Source organism: Pseudomonas mendocina (genome assembly GCF_003008615.1).
GTDB lineage: Bacteria > Pseudomonadota > Gammaproteobacteria > Pseudomonadales > Pseudomonadaceae > Aquipseudomonas > Aquipseudomonas mendocina_C.
Genome location: NZ_CP027657.1, coordinates 1,312,621 through 1,327,074 on the forward strand (window position 1 = coordinate 1,312,621; position 14,454 = coordinate 1,327,074).

General features: G+C 58.7%; 10 protein-coding genes. 4 read left to right on the plus strand and 6 right to left on the minus strand.

The window, feature by feature from the left end; all coding sequences use genetic code 11:
* Positions 1-17: 17 nt before the first annotated feature.
* The gene (locus tag C7A17_RS06140) at positions 18-2,072 is read right to left on the minus strand and encodes an AsmA family protein (protein WP_106737186.1); all 2,055 of its coding nucleotides are present in this window, start codon (positions 2,070-2,072) and stop codon (positions 18-20) included.
* Positions 2,073-2,208: 136 nt separating this feature from the next.
* On the opposite strand from C7A17_RS06140, the gene C7A17_RS06145 reads away from it, so the two are divergent.
* Positions 2,209-2,988, plus strand: a complete 780-nt coding sequence (locus C7A17_RS06145) for a TatD family hydrolase (RefSeq protein ID WP_106737187.1) — start codon at positions 2,209-2,211, stop codon at positions 2,986-2,988.
* 80 nt (positions 2,989-3,068) lie between these two features.
* Here the strand turns inward: C7A17_RS06145 and C7A17_RS06150 are convergent, their stop codons facing one another.
* From C7A17_RS06150 to C7A17_RS06165, 4 genes are all read right to left on the minus strand, one after another.
* A complete protein-coding gene (locus C7A17_RS06150; protein ID WP_106737188.1) occupies positions 3,069-5,099 on the minus strand; it encodes a methyl-accepting chemotaxis protein in 2,031 nt (676 codons plus the stop codon).
* Between the two features lie 494 nt (positions 5,100-5,593).
* On the minus strand, positions 5,594-6,427 hold the full coding sequence (gene ampE, locus C7A17_RS06155; protein WP_106737189.1) for a regulatory signaling modulator protein AmpE: 834 nt from the start codon (positions 6,425-6,427) through the stop codon (positions 5,594-5,596).
* 2 nt (positions 6,428-6,429) lie between these two features.
* Positions 6,430-6,981: a 1,6-anhydro-N-acetylmuramyl-L-alanine amidase AmpD gene (gene ampD, locus C7A17_RS06160; RefSeq protein WP_106737190.1), complete on the minus strand. Its 552-nt coding sequence runs from the start codon at positions 6,979-6,981 to the stop codon at positions 6,430-6,432.
* Positions 6,982-7,195: 214 nt separating this feature from the next.
* Positions 7,196-9,502, minus strand: a complete 2,307-nt coding sequence (locus tag C7A17_RS06165) for a DUF1631 domain-containing protein (protein WP_106737191.1) — start codon at positions 9,500-9,502, stop codon at positions 7,196-7,198.
* A gap of 423 nt (positions 9,503-9,925) precedes the next feature.
* Between C7A17_RS06165 and nadC the strand changes: the two genes are divergently transcribed.
* On the plus strand, positions 9,926-10,774 hold the full coding sequence (gene nadC, locus C7A17_RS06170) for a carboxylating nicotinate-nucleotide diphosphorylase (RefSeq protein ID WP_106737192.1): 849 nt from the start codon (positions 9,926-9,928) through the stop codon (positions 10,772-10,774).
* A gap of 161 nt (positions 10,775-10,935) precedes the next feature.
* Here nadC and C7A17_RS27380 read toward each other — a convergent pair whose 3' ends face one another.
* Complete coding sequence (locus tag C7A17_RS27380) at positions 10,936-11,286, minus strand: type II secretion system protein (RefSeq protein WP_106737193.1); 351 nt, start codon at positions 11,284-11,286, stop codon at positions 10,936-10,938.
* 229 nt (positions 11,287-11,515) lie between these two features.
* Between C7A17_RS27380 and pilB the strand changes: the two genes are divergently transcribed.
* The gene (gene pilB / locus C7A17_RS06180; RefSeq protein WP_106737194.1) at positions 11,516-13,219 is read left to right on the plus strand and encodes a type IV-A pilus assembly ATPase PilB; all 1,704 of its coding nucleotides are present in this window, start codon (positions 11,516-11,518) and stop codon (positions 13,217-13,219) included.
* Between the two features lie 3 nt (positions 13,220-13,222).
* Positions 13,223-14,452: a type II secretion system F family protein gene (locus tag C7A17_RS06185; RefSeq protein WP_106737195.1), complete on the plus strand. Its 1,230-nt coding sequence runs from the start codon at positions 13,223-13,225 to the stop codon at positions 14,450-14,452.
* The last annotated feature ends 2 nt before the right edge of the window (positions 14,453-14,454 follow it).

The window sequence follows — 14,454 nt, forward strand, 5'->3', positions numbered from 1 at the left end:
AGTTCTGATGCCTCCTGCTAACCACCTTGAATCTTCTGCAGCAGCGGCTCGCATTGGCTTGGCTCGTCGCCAGCGCTGGGCGCCACCAGCGCCAGCAAGCCGGCCGCCGGCGCCACCGCGACACCCAGCGCCACCAGGCCGACACCACGCAGCGCCAGCGGCGTGGCCTGCACGCCCGGCGCGGGCTCCTTGAACGTGCCGCGCACGTACAGCGGCGAGCGCAGGGAGAATATGCGAAAGCCCTTGGTCGACGGCGTGATGGTGAAGTCCAGCCGCTCACTGGCGAAGTTGGCGCTGCCGTCGACCTTGATCACCGCATTGTCGGTATCGATGACGAACAGCCGCGTACTCATCAGCCCCTGCTTGATGCCGAGATCGGCCGCCGCGCAGTGGATCTTCACATCCTCGTCACCGAACAGCCTGCCTACCAAGTAGTTGCCGACGTTCAGCCCGGCGATCTCCATCAGCCCGCGGCTCACCGCGCCGTCGTTGATCAGCATCTTCAGCTCGCCATCGGCACCGCCAAGCAAGGCCGCCACCGAGTTGCCGCGACCGCTGATGCGCGCATCACCGTTGAGCTCGCCGAAGCTGGTCTGCATCGGCGCGAAGGTGGGAAACAGCTGCTTGAGCTTGAGGTCACGGGCGCGCAGACGCATCTGCCCCTGCAGCGGCGCGGTCGCGCCATTGAGGCGGATCTGCGAGTCGAGCACACCTCCGGCCATGCCGAAACGCAGCGGCTCCAGACTCAGCGTGCCGTCATTGAGCACCACATGGGTGTCGAGATCGGTGATCGGTAACTGCTCGCTGTGCACGATGCGCTTGCCGACGAAGCGCACATCGGCGTCCATCGCACGCCAGCGGTCGGTACGGAATTCCGAGACAGGCAGCACCTTGTTCGCCGGCTGCACGTCCCGCTCGCCGCGCTCGCGCTTGTCCTCGCTGGAGTCGGCACCGATCAATGGCGCCAGGTCACTGAACAGCAGTTGATTGGAGGTCAGGCGGCCGGACAACTTCGGCCGCGGCTCGCGGGCCACGAAAGTCAGGTCGCCGTAAATATCGCTCTCCCCAATCTGGCCATTGAAACCGAGGTAGCGAAAGATCGCTCCATCGGCATCGTGCAAGTCGGCCTGCAGGCGACCATCGGTGCTGTACGGCGGGGTATCCGGCAAGGTCACGCCGGTCAGCGGATACAGCTGACCCAAGCTGGCACCGGACAGCCGCAAACGCAGATCCAGAGCCCCCAGATTCTGCGGATCGGTCAGGCTGCCGGCCAGCACGATGCGGGTCGCGCCGATGCGCAGATCGGCCTGCAACGGGAACGGCTGCGACGCATCGTGCAACGCCAGCAGACCACCGACCTTGCCGTTACCGGTCAACGGCTGGCCGCGGAAGCTGCCCTTGGTCTGCCAGGCGAAGGCGTAATCCTGGGCGCTGGCATTGCTCTGCGCCAGACGCTCGGCAGCGCTCTTGCCAACGATGTCGGCGAACGGGATCGGCTCGCCCAGCGGCTGGATGGTTGCCTCCAGACGGGTATTGCTGACATTGTCATCCAGCTTCACCTGCCCCTTGTCGAAGCCGATGGTGCCGATATCCAACGTCCAGGGGCTGGGCTGATCGGTGTCGTCCGGCTGCTCCTTGCCCAGATCGAACACCCAGTTGGCTCGTCCATCGGCCAGGCGCTGCAAATCGGCGACTGGCGCCCCAAGCTCGATACTGGGGATGCTCACCGTCTTCCACAAAAGCGGCAGCGGAGACAGACGAAAACGCACGCTGTCGAGGCTCACGAAGGCATCGCCCTGCGCCCAATCAGGGTTGCCCAGGCGCAGCTGCTCGGCGGCGAAGTGCGGCCAGGGCACCCAGGCACTCAAGCCCTGCTGGCCCACCTCACGCTGCCAGACCACACGCAGGTCGCCCTCGATGGCGAACGGCCGATTCAAGGCCGCAGAAACCTGCTCGTTGATCAGCGGCCGTGCACGATTCCAGTCGAACAACACCAGAAACAGCATCACCGCGGCCACCAACAGCAGAAAAACGGCGAGCAACGCGCCCAACAAATTGCGTACTTGGCGCACCCAGCGACCTCCTTACTTCACTGCCCGAGTGAAATCCGTCCATGTCCATACGACTGAAAAGATTAGCCAACGCTCCCTTGCTCTGGCAGGAAAGGGGAAAATAGCCGACTCTGAACACTAGTTCGTGAGCCGACCGATGCGCCTGATCGATACCCACACCCATCTCGATTTCCCCGACTTCGATGCAGATCGCGACGACGTGCTCACGCGCAGCCGCGCGCTCGGAGTGCAGCGCATGGTTGTACTTGGGGTCTACCAGGCCAACTGGCAGCGGCTGTGGCAGCTGGTCGAGGAAGACGAAGGCCTGTACGCCGCCTTCGGCCTGCATCCGGTCTATCTGGACGACCATAGCCCGCAGCATCTCGACGAGCTGCGCGACTGGCTGGACAAACTGGCCGGACACCACAAGCTGTGCGCCGTCGGTGAATTCGGCCTGGACTATTACCTGGAGCATCTGGATCGGCAACGGCAGCAAACCTTGTTCGAGGCACAGTTAAAACTGGCCGCCGAGTTCGAACTGCCAGCGTTGCTGCACGTGCGCCGCGCCCATGCCGCGACCATCGCTACGCTCAAGCGCTTTCGCCTGGCACGCGGCGGCATCATCCACGCCTTCGCTGGCAGCTACGAGGAAGCACGCGAGTACATCAAGCTGGGTTTTCGTCTTGGCCTTGGCGGCGCCGCTACCTGGCCGCAGGCCAATCGACTGCGCAAGGTAGTCGCACAACTACCACTGGAAGCCATCGTGCTTGAAACCGACTCCCCGGACATGGCGCCCGCCATGCACGCGAATCAGCGCAACAGCCCGGAATACCTGGCAGACATCTGCAGCGAACTGGCAACACTGCGTGGCGTGACGGACGAAGAACTGGCAGCGGCCAGCAGCCGTAATGCGGATGAGTTGTTCGGCTGGAACTAAAGTCAGGTCGCCTCTGTGGGAGGGGCTTCAGCCGCGACGACTACAAACGCATCGCCGCTGAAGCGCCTCCCACAGAGCAGTTAAACCCGGAAGGCGCTGATCAGCTGCTTGAGACGCGAAACCAGTTCGCTCAGCTCGCGGCTGGCCTGCTCGGTCTGGCTGGCCCCGGCAGCGGTGCGCTCACCCGCGTGGTTGATCTCGACGATGTTCTGATCGATATCGTGCGCCACGGCGGTCTGTTGCTCGGCCGCTGCCGCGATCTGCTGGTTCTGATCGACGATCATGCCCACCGCGCCAAGGATGTTCTCCAGGGCCAGCTGCACCTTGGCCGACTCGCTCACCGTGCCGTCAGCCATCTGGTGACTGGCGTTCATCGCCTTGACCGCCGCACCAACGCCGCCCTGCAGCTTGACGATCATCGTCTCGATTTCTTCGGTGGACTGCTGCGTGCGCTTGGCCAGGTTACGCACCTCGTCGGCCACCACGGCAAACCCCCGGCCCTGCTCACCCGCACGCGCCGCCTCGATGGCAGCATTGAGTGCCAGCAGGTTGGTCTGCTCGGCGATGCCCTTGATCACGTCCAGCACCTGGCTGATGGCCGCACTGTCACTGGCCAGTTGGTTGATCACCGCCACCGATTGATCGATCTCGCCGGCCAGACGCTGAATCGCACCGACCTGCGCCTCGACCAGCGCACGTCCCGTGACCGTCTCCTGATTCACGCTCTGCGCACTGCCCACCGCCGCGGCAGCACTGCGCGCCACCTCCTGCGCGGTGGCAGCCATCTGGTTCATCGCCGTCGCTACCTGCTCGATCTGCGCACGCTGGCTGGCAACTGCCTGGTTACTCTCACCGGAGACCAGCTCGACACGATCCGCCTGGCCACCCACTTCACCCACCGTGTGCCCAACGCGCTCGATCAGGTCGTGGATACGCACCACGGTCTGGTTGAACACTTGCCCCAGCTCACCCAGCTCGTCGCGGCTCTGTGCCTGGAAGTTGGCCGTCATGTCGCCGGCCGCCACCTTGTCCATCACCTGGCCGAGGTTCTTCAGGGTCGAGCGGGTGGACACGTAGAAACCGCTGTAGAGGTAGACGATCAGCAGGAACACCACCACCAGCGCCACCACCAGCAACACCATCTGAGCGCGGTTCTCGACCAGGCGCTCGCTCAACTGGCTGTCGAGGAATGCCAGCAGGCCATCGTTGAAGGCGTAGGTCTTGGCCATTTCCTGGCTGACCTGGTCGTAGAACTGCGTCCACGGCGTATCCAGGCTGTCGGCGATGATCACCTGATCCTCGAACAACACGGCGCTGTCCTTGAGTGTCTGGCGGCTGGCCTCGGCCAGGCTGCCCAGGCCATTTTGCGCGGCGACGTTGCCAGCCAGCGCATCCTGCAGGTTCAGGCCATATTCGGCGTGGAGTTTTTCCAGCAGCAGCAATAGCTCATCGAACTTGGTGCTGGCCGAGGAATTGAGAAAACCCTGGCCCAGGGAATAAGCGCCAATGGCGCGGCCCTGGCTCAGGGTCTCGGTAATCTGCGGGGTGACATTGGTGATCAGCTCGGTGATCTGCCGCACCTGACGCTGCGGATCCTGGCTAAGACCCGCCTGGCTGGCCACCAGCTTGATGAACACCTGGGAAGAGCCAAGCAGCTTCTCGACGATCACCGCCTTGCTCTGCAATGAGGTCTCGGATTCGGCGTTCTTCAATTCGGCCAGCAGTTCATCGCGTTTGGCGATGAACTCGGCACTCTGCTCGGCATCGTAGGTGACCGGGTCGAGGCCTTGCAAACCGGAGGTCAGCGACGCCTGCAACTGGTCGATGCGCCCCTCCAGATCCCCCGCCTGACCGGACTGACCAATCATCGAGTTGATCTGTACGAGATCGTTGAGGCTCTCCAGATCGCGGCGTAACTGCAGGCTACTGCCGAGCAGTTCGAGGCTTTCCAGAGCGGTTTGGGTTCCAACGAACTGGCGATAGGAATCACGCACCAGGTAGAAGTTGGTCACCAGCATGGGCAGGAAGAATAGAACGCTGATCAGGCTGAACTTCATGCCGAAGCTGAGGCGGTTCATCAGCGCGATGGCCGGATACAACACGGTCTTCACTAGACGTCTCCAGTTGCCATTATTGTTATTAGTGTCGCTAGAACGGCCGCAAAGCCTCTCACGGGCTGACAACGGCGTCCTGCGCAGCCCGACCTGTGGCATGCGGATAGGCGCAGCGAATACAGGCAGATAAATGTAACGAAAACCACCAAACAGGGTCGGCTACGGCCTCCTTATACCCCTTATCGACAGCCTTCTCTGTAACTTAAGGTTAAGCGCGCGGCGCTCCTCGCCCCTTTACCGGGACAAACGTGGCTCGCGAACGGGATTGCAGAAAAACGTAGGGCGGGTGCAACCCGCCAATTTGCGTAATGGCGGGTTGCACCCGCCCTACAGAGAGCGCGATAGGGCATACCGGGTGGCAATCCGTTCGCGAAGCAGTACGCCGTTAGATGTGTTGTGGACTGTTCGCTGGCGCTCCTGAGTCCCCCCTACGCGCTGGCGCTACGAGCGGTCAGCGTCCCGATCCGCCCTACGGGAGCGTAAACAGGTTTCTAGACCAGCAGCACCCACAGCGCATAACCGGCGTACCACACCACGGCAGCACGAATCAGCAACTGCCACAGCTGATCCAGCGTCTCGACGCCCTCTTCGCCCATGACCGGAGCCGGCATTTCCCCGGCAGCTCGTCCCGCCTTGGCCACCAGTTGCATCGCCGAGATATCCCAACTGAGCAACTCATGCAGCAAGGCGCGGCTGACGGCGACGAAATTGCCGACCAGAGCGAAGCTGGAGGCGAGCACGCGCGCGGGCAACCAGTCGAAGGCATGACGCAGTTGCACGGCACGCTCGCGCAGTGCCGGCTGCTCGGCATGCTCTGCGCTGAGCGCCAGCAGGCGATAAGCCAGGGCAGCCATCGGGCCGAGCAGGAGGTACCAGAAGATCACCGCAAAGAAACTCTGGTAGGCCTGCCATAGCAAGTGCCCCTGAACCTGCGGCAACAGCGCCACACCCTCCTCGGGCTGGAGTCCCAGATCACGCTCTGCCACGTGGTAGGCAGCCTGAGCGTCGCCACGACGCCAGGCATCGCGAAATGGGCCCAATGCTGCCAACACATCGCCTCGCCCCAGGCTGTAGATCAGCACCAGCAGGTGTACAGGCAGCGCGAGCCAGCCGTAGGCCAGCGGTTCGAGAATCAACAATACGAGTCCCAATGCCAGCACAGGCATCAGCACCAGCGCCGCCAGGCACAGCCAGGGCGCCTGCTGCAGGCTGCCTTGTTGCACACGCTGCAACAGGCCGAGCCAGAAACCGTCCTGCTGGATACGTAGGCGTCCGGCCGAGAACTTCTCGACCCAGAGCACCAACAGAATCACCAGAAAACTCATCGCTACCTCTCCTTCAATTCTGCATGCAGACGCGACCAGTCGAACGCAGGCCCGGGGTCGGTCTTGCGGCCCGGCGCGATATCGCTGTGGCCACGGATACGCTGCGCCGACAACGCAGGATAAGCGTCCAGTAACTGCCGAGTGAGCTCGGCCAGCCGGGCGTACTGTTCATCGGTATAGGGCTGATCGTCCGTGCCTTCCAGTTCCACGCCGAGAGAAAAATCGTTGCAGTTGTCACGCCCATCGAAGCAGGACACACCGGCATGCCAGGCACGATCGAGACAGGAGACGAACTGAGTCAGCGCGCCATCACGCTCGATGAAGAAATGCGCAGAGACCTGTAGGGAGGCAATTTCGGCAAAGAAGGGATGCTCGTGCAACGGCAGACGGTTCTGGAAGAAGGCCTGCACCTTGCCAGTACCGAACTGTCCTGGCGGAAGACTGATGTTATGCACCACCAACAACGAAATTTCGCCATCGGGACGGGCATTGAAGTTCGGCGAAGGACAGTGGCTGACGCCCTGAAACCAACCAGAGGAAGGGTCAAGCTGCATGGAATGCTCCTGAACGAGCCACCACTCTAGAGCAGTGGGCTACAACGGCCAAGAGCGAGGCCGCAACAGGATGTGCAGCAGCGAGAAATACCCCCTTGAGGGACGCTAAGGCAAAGCAACTGAGTGGAGAATATTCCTGCCGGCTCAACAGCTTCTCGCAGAGTGCGCCATGCGCACCGCGAAGCCGCATATAAACGCAGCGCGTGCTGAAGAATCAGGCGTTCTTCAGCTTGCGCAGATTACCGATCACCGACTCCAGCGCCCGATCGAACAACAGCGCATCATCGAGCAAACGGATGGAGTTACGACGAAACTCCACGGCCAGCGCATTGCGAGTCTTCTCCAGCACCTTCATGCCGGTGCGATTGACGAACACGAACTTGCCAGTGGGCTTGATGATCGCTGCCAGCTTGCAACGCAGCTTGTGCTCTTCATCTTCCTGAAACTCGACCCAACTGCCCACTCGCAGGCTGTCTACCTGCAGCAGCGCTTCGTCATCATCCGGTGCAGCTACATCCGGCTCTTGCGGGCGAGTCTGGCCCGGAGCCAGCAGGATGATTTCTTCGACTACCTCGACCATCGTCGGCGCGTCATCGATTTCCTCGGCAACCGGCAGTTCCAGTAGCGGAAGTTCGATACCCGACTCGTTCACATCCGTCTGCACGCCCCCATCGGCTTCGACAAACGCCGAATCAGGCTCGGGTGCGGCACGTTTGAAACGCTGGAAGGCCTGCACATGCAGCGCTTCCAATTGGCTGAAGAATTCACTGGTGGAGAACGGGTCGAACGCCGCGCTGGTCATGCCTTCACGTAGCGCCTTGAGCAGCCCGGGTACCAGTTCCAGCAAGCGCAAGCGCGCTTCGGGATCTTCATGCGGAGCGACGCTCCACACCAGATCATCCATGGTCTGCAGTGCAGCATGCCACTCGTCCGACTCGACCCCATGCTTGAGGCAAGTCAGCATCAGCACCTTACTCCAGGCCTCCTGCAGCAGACGCACCACCACTTCCGGCAGGGTCTTGCCCAACAGACGCTCGTTCAATGCCTGCTCGACCTGACGGCGAGCCAGCTCGGCCTTGGCACTGCCCTCCTCGGCGTCACGGGTACGCTGTTCCAGCAACTCGCTACGACGGCGCTCATCCCCGGTAAAGGCCATGAACTCGGCCAACAACTCGGAGAAGATCGCTGGATCGTCGACGAAATCATTCAACAGGCGCTGAACTACCTGCTCGATCTTCTGGTACAGGCTGTCGCGCTGTGCGTCGTCCTGATCGACCCAGCCCAGTGCAGCGGAGGCGATCTCGTTGAGCAAACGGCGAGCCGGGTGGCTGCCGCGACTGAAGAAGGTCTTGTCCAGCACCGCGACCTTGAGCATGGGAATCTGCAAGCGGCCGATCAGCGCCTTGAGCGAATCGGGCAAAGTGCGGTCATCGAGAATGAACTCGAAGAGCATCGACACCAGGTTGATCACGTCCTCGTCAACTTCACCGACCACACGCGCCTTGCCACTCTTGGCGCTGGCACGTGCGAGCAACTGTTCGAGCTGCTCACGCAGATCGAAATCCTCGATGCTGACCTGCGCCGGTGCACGCTGCTGCATGTGCGACAGCAGGCGCATCAGATCATTGCTGGTGATCGGCAGCGCATCAGCCACCTGCGCACGGCGCGACATCGCCGTACCGCGTACTTGCGAGAGGAGATCCTGCAGAGCGCCGAATACTTCCTGCACGCCCTGATCCGCGCCCTCCAGCAGCGGAATGCCCTCCTCGGCAGAGATTTGAGCATGCGAAGACGTCGCAGAACGCTGTTGACGGCGAGGCGGGGCAGACTTCAGCTCAGGCAATACACCAGCACTGACCAGCGCTTGGTTGGCCTCTGCATACAGGTTGTCGCAACCGCCCAGAACGTATTTCTCGAACAGCTTGAGGATGATCAGCTTGACCTTGATCTCCACCCCCAGACTGCTGCATGCGTCGAGGAAGTACTCGCTGAGCAGGGTCGGGCCAAGCGGGTTGCTCTTGTCATCGAGCTTCTTGCTGATCACCGCATTGAGGCGAGTGGTGAGGTGGCCTAGCGCTATCGCGTCGCGGCTCATCACCTTGGCGACCATGGCATCCAGCGCCACGGTTTCTTCCAGCTCGTCGTTCTGCACCAGGCTCAGGCTATCGAACGACACCGCATCCAGCGCTGGCTGCGGTTTGCCGATTTCATATTGATTGAGATTGGAGAAGGCCTCGAACACCTTCTGCAGGAAACCGCGCTCGATGCTCTTGCGCTTCAGGCGCAGGTCGCGCATCGCCTCGAAAAAGGCATTCTGCTCGGCATTGCTGGTCGCCCGATCCGCCATCTCGAAGAGGGTATCGTCGGCATTGTCGAACAGACTCTGCAGACTCTGCTTGAGCTGTTGCGCAGCTTTGTCACGCACCTGGATCAGCGCCACGGGCAGTCTTCCTACCGGCGAAGTTGGCGATTGCTCTGTGGCGGCCTTGTTCAGGTGCACCACATTCGCGTCGGTCTTCATTCTAGTCTCCCGCAGACTGCCCGAACTCGGGCCTCCTGGTCTGCACAGCGTCAACCGAGCGTCGTCCGTAACGTCAAAGGCCTGGCGTCAATAATGAAAAAAGTAAAGGCATTATAGGGAGGCTGCGCGCCATACCAAGCCAATTTTTCCTACAGACATGATCCAGATCACAGATAGCCACACGCCATCTCCAGGCGGTAGCCAATACACCACCGCCGCACCTCTACAGCCTAACGCTGACAGCCTGGTAACGCTGCGCCGGCTGTCAGTGCATAGGGTACGTATTCTTCATTAAGAGCTGCGGTCACTTATAAAAGTGCCTGGTCAATTTTGCAGAACGACGCAAGACCTAACGACGCGATGGAGCATTGCCCTGCAACCACCTGCCTCTATAATCGCCGCTCGTCTACACCGGAGCCGACCATGCCCAACCTGACCCTCGCCGATCTCAGCAGCGAAATCGAAGCCAATGTCCGCCGCGCCCTGGCCGAAGACATCGGCAGCGGCGACATCACCGCCCAGCTGATCCCGGCCGAGCGCCTGGCCAGCGCCCGCGTGATCACCCGCGAAGACGCTGTGATTTGCGGCACGGCCTGGGTGGACGCAGTATTTCGTCAGCTCGACCCACGCGTAGCGGTGCATTGGCAGGTGCAGGACGGCGACCGAGTTCACGCCGACCAAACCCTGTTCACCCTCGAAGGCCCGGCTCGCGCCCTGCTCAGCGGCGAACGCAGCGCACTGAACTTCCTGCAGACGCTTTCTGCCGTTGCCACCCGCTGCCGCCAGTATGCCGACCTGGTCGAAGGCACTCAGGTAAAGCTGCTGGACACCCGCAAGACCCTGCCCGGCCTGCGCCTGGCGCAGAAATATGCCGTGACCTGCGGCGGCTGCCATAACCACCGTATCGGCCTGTTCGACGCCTTCCTTATAAAGGAAAACCATATCGCCGCTTGCGGCGGCATCGAACAGGCAGTTTCCGCCGCCCACCAGATCGCGCCCGGCAAACCGGTGGAAGTCGAAGTAGAGAGCCTGGAAGAACTGCGCGAAGCGCTGGAAGCCGGCGCCGATATCGTCATGCTCGACGAGCTGTCACTGGAAGATATGCGTGAAGCCGTGAAACTTACCGCCGGCCGCGCCAAGCTCGAAGCGTCGGGCGGGATTAACGACAGCACATTGCGCACGGTCGCTGAGACAGGCGTGGATTACATCTCGCTGGGGACGCTGACCAAGGATGTGAATGCAGTGGATTTGTCGATGCGGTTGGCGCTGTGATCCATCCAACCTGTAGAGGCGCAAGACACTAAAGTAATCAGCCTATGCCTCCACAAAAAACACCCCGCAAAAGCGGGGTGCCATACAAAGCATGAATTTAACTACTACACCATCGAAACAGGGTCATCCGAGACACGCTCGATAGAGTTCCATCCACCGAATTACGGAGCGTGAGAGCACTGACCACCAGTCGACAGATCGCAAGTCACAGTACCACCGCCAGGAGCAACAGGCACAGCAGTGAAAGTGCTAGCCAGAGTCATAGCAGCGCCCGCGCCATTGTAGCTATCACACGCACCACCCGCACGAGGCTCACCTGCAGCGTTGCCCAGGTTCAACTCAGCAATGGCAGTGTTAGCGTAGGCCTTAGCCTCGATTAGGCAGGAGTTGTTAGCAGAGGTTTGGGTGTAGTTAGTGTAGGCCGGGATAGCGATAGCGGCCAGGATACCAATGATCGCTACCACGATCATCAGTTCGATTAAAGTAAAGCCTTTTTGCATTTGAGCCTTCATACATTTCTCCTTTGGCTGAGTAGGCAGAAGCCTACGAAGACCCTAGCATTTCTCGTGCCAGACACCATGCCCCTTGCCTAGAGCTTGCAATCACCCCAACCATACTCGGCACACGGCATAACCAAGCAACTTGCGACGTTTTTTGTCACTCTCCGTTGAGGTGTTTGGCAGCACTGGCTAACTAAGCTATAAGGCTCGAATATCCACACCCGACATGGATTTTGATGAAATGAATGATGTAGCTTCCCTTTCGGGCTTGGCCAAGCAGATGGTGGTTGCTCAGCTCCTAGACGAGAAAAGCGCCCAGCAAGCCCAAACGCAAGCAAAACGCAACCAAGTCCCATTGGTAACCTACCTCGTACAGAGCAAGCTTGTTAAAAGCCGCGACCTAGCTGAACTGGCGGCCGAACAGTTCGGCATAGCATTCATTGACATCTCTGCAATCGACAAGGAAGGACAGCCCAAGGAGCTGATCAGTGAAAAGCTCATTCGCCAGCATAGAGCCCTCCCGCTTTGGCGACGCGGCAACAAGCTTTTCATAGCCGTTTCTGACCCGACCAACCATCAAGCCATTACAGACATCCAGTTCAGCACGGGACTCAATACCGAAGCGGTTCTGGTAGAAGACGACAAGCTGGGTGATGCCATAGAGAAATTCTTCGATGGCGCAGGCAGCGGGATGGAGGATCTAGCCGATGTCGACTTGGACGGCCTAGATGTGGAAGCCGTCGACGATGACAAAGCGGACAACACAAACAGTAGTGATGCCGATGATGCACCAGTAGTGCGTTTCGTAAATAAAATGCTACTAGATGCCATTCGCCTGGGGTCATCCGACTTACACTTTGAGCCTTACGAAAAAGCCTATCGTGTACGTTTCCGTACAGACGGTATCCTCCATGAGGTGGCCCGGCCGCCCATCCAACTCTCCCCACGAATTGCTGCACGTCTAAAGGTCATGGCTGCACTCGATATTTCCGAGCGGCGAAAGCCGCAAGATGGCCGGATAAAGATGAAAATATCCAAGAACAAGGCCATCGATTTCAGGGTCAACACCCTGCCTACACTATGGGGCGAGAAGATCGTTATGCGAATTCTTGACCCAACCAGCGCACAAATGGGTATCGATGCCCTAGGCTATGAGGAAAGTCAAAAGAACCTATATATGGCCGCCCTCAAGCAGCCACAGGGGATGATTCTGGTGACCGGGCCCACAGGCTCAGGCAAGACTGTATCGCTCTATACCGGCCTAAACATCCTCAATACCCCAGACGTGAATATCTCTACCGCCGAAGACCCAGTGGAAATAAACCTGGAGGGCATCAACCAAGTCAATGTCAATCCCAAGCAGGGTATGGATTTTACTCAGGCGCTACGCGCCTTCCTGCGCCAGGATCCAGATATCATCATGGTCGGCGAGATCCGAGACCTGGATACTGCCTCTATTGCAGTCAAAGCCGCACAGACAGGGCATATGGTGATGTCTACTCTACACACCAATAGCGCGGCAGAAACCCTCACTCGCTTGCAGAACATGGGCGTGCCGTCCTTCAACATCGCCACCTCGGTCAATTTAATCATTGCTCAGCGCTTGGCACGCAAACTGTGCAATAGCTGCAAAAAGGAAGTGGACGTACCGCGGGAAACCTTGCTGGCAGAAGGTTTCCCCGAAGAAAAAATAGGCACCTTCAAGCTCTACGGCCCAGCCGGTTGCGACAACTGCAAGAATGGCTACAAAGGGCGTGTCGGGATTTATGAAGTAGTTAAAAACACGCCCAACCTACAACGGATTATCATGGAGGAAGGTAACTCCATCGATATCGCAGCACAGATGCGCAAAGATGGCTTTAATGACTTGCGTACCTCCGGCCTGCTCAAAGCCATGCAAGGCGTGACCAGCCTCGAGGAAATCAACCGCGTGACCAAGGACTAACCCATGGCGACGACAAAAGCTCTGAAAACAAGCACTTTCGCTTGGGAAGGCACAGATAAACGCGGTGGAAAAGTCAAAGGGGAATTGAGCGGCCAAAACGCCGCCCTAATCAAAGCACAACTGCGAAAACAAGGTATCAACCCAATAAAAGTCCGAGCAAAGTCTAATATTTCTATATTAAGCAAGGGAAAATCGATAAAACCGTTAGACATTGCCCTTTTCACTCGACAAATGGCAACAATGATGAAAGCAGGCGTCCCGCTACTTCAGAGCTTTGATATTATCTCTGAGGGATTCGAAAACCCGAACATGCGCAAATTGGTTGACGACCTCAAACAGGAAGTAGCAGCCGGCAATAGTTTTGCATCCGCGCTACGCAAACAGCCTAAGTATTTCGACGATCTATACTGTAACTTGGTTGATTCCGGCGAACAATCCGGGGCCCTAGAAACTCTTCTCGAACGAGTGGCAACCTACAAGGAGAAGACGGAGGCATTGAAAGCAAAAATCAAAAAAGCAATGACATACCCCATTGCTGTCGTAGTAGTTGCAATCATTGTCTCCTCAATCCTTCTGATCAAAGTTGTTCCTGCTTTTGAAGGAGTCTTTGCAGGATTTGGAGCCGAGTTGCCTGCTTTCACTCAAATGGTCGTAGGCCTCTCGGATCTGCTACGAGAATGGTGGCTAATTGTTATACTCGCTCTTTTCATAACAGCTTTTGGGCTAAAAGAAGCAAACACCCGCTCAGAGAAATTTCGCGACACTAAAGATAAAATCCTTCTGAAGATTCCAATTGTCGGTCAAATCCTTTATAAATCGGCAGTAGCTCGTTACGCAAGAACTCTATCTACTACTTTTGCAGCCGGCGTTCCGCTGGTTGATGCTCTTGACTCTGTTTCAGGCGCCACAGGAAATGTAAAATTCCGCAATGCGGTCAAACAGATAAAGAACGATGTTTCTAGCGGCACACAACTGAATTTCTCTATGCGAGCCGCAAACATATTTCCCTCATTAGCTATTCAAATGACTGCTATTGGAGAGGAGTCAGGGGCGCTAGATGAAATGCTCGGGAAAGTAGCCACCTTTTACGAAGACGAAGTTGACAACATGGTTGATAACCTGACTAGCCTGATGGAACCTATGATTATGGCAGTGCTTGGAGTACTCGTGGGCGGATTGGTTATTGCCATGTATCTACCAATATTCCAATTGGGCACCGTTGTTACTGGCTAAAC

Bases quoted from the DNA above. Each gene is read 5' to 3' on its own strand.
- C7A17_RS06145 (WP_106737187.1), top strand. From the start codon at position 2,209: ATGCGCCTGATCGATACCCACACCCATCTCGATTTCCCCGACTTCGAT.
- ampE (WP_106737189.1), bottom strand. From the start codon at position 6,427: ATGAGTTTTCTGGTGATTCTGTTGGTGCTCTGGGTCGAGAAGTTCTCG.
- ampD (WP_106737190.1), bottom strand. From the start codon at position 6,981: ATGCAGCTTGACCCTTCCTCTGGTTGGTTTCAGGGCGTCAGCCACTGT.
- C7A17_RS06165 (WP_106737191.1), bottom strand. From the start codon at position 9,502: ATGAAGACCGACGCGAATGTGGTGCACCTGAACAAGGCCGCCACAGAG.
- nadC (WP_106737192.1), top strand. From the start codon at position 9,926: ATGCCCAACCTGACCCTCGCCGATCTCAGCAGCGAAATCGAAGCCAAT.
- C7A17_RS27380 (WP_106737193.1), bottom strand. From the start codon at position 11,286: ATGAAGGCTCAAATGCAAAAAGGCTTTACTTTAATCGAACTGATGATC.
- pilB (WP_106737194.1), top strand. From the start codon at position 11,516: ATGAATGATGTAGCTTCCCTTTCGGGCTTGGCCAAGCAGATGGTGGTT.
- C7A17_RS06185 (WP_106737195.1), top strand. From the start codon at position 13,223: ATGGCGACGACAAAAGCTCTGAAAACAAGCACTTTCGCTTGGGAAGGC.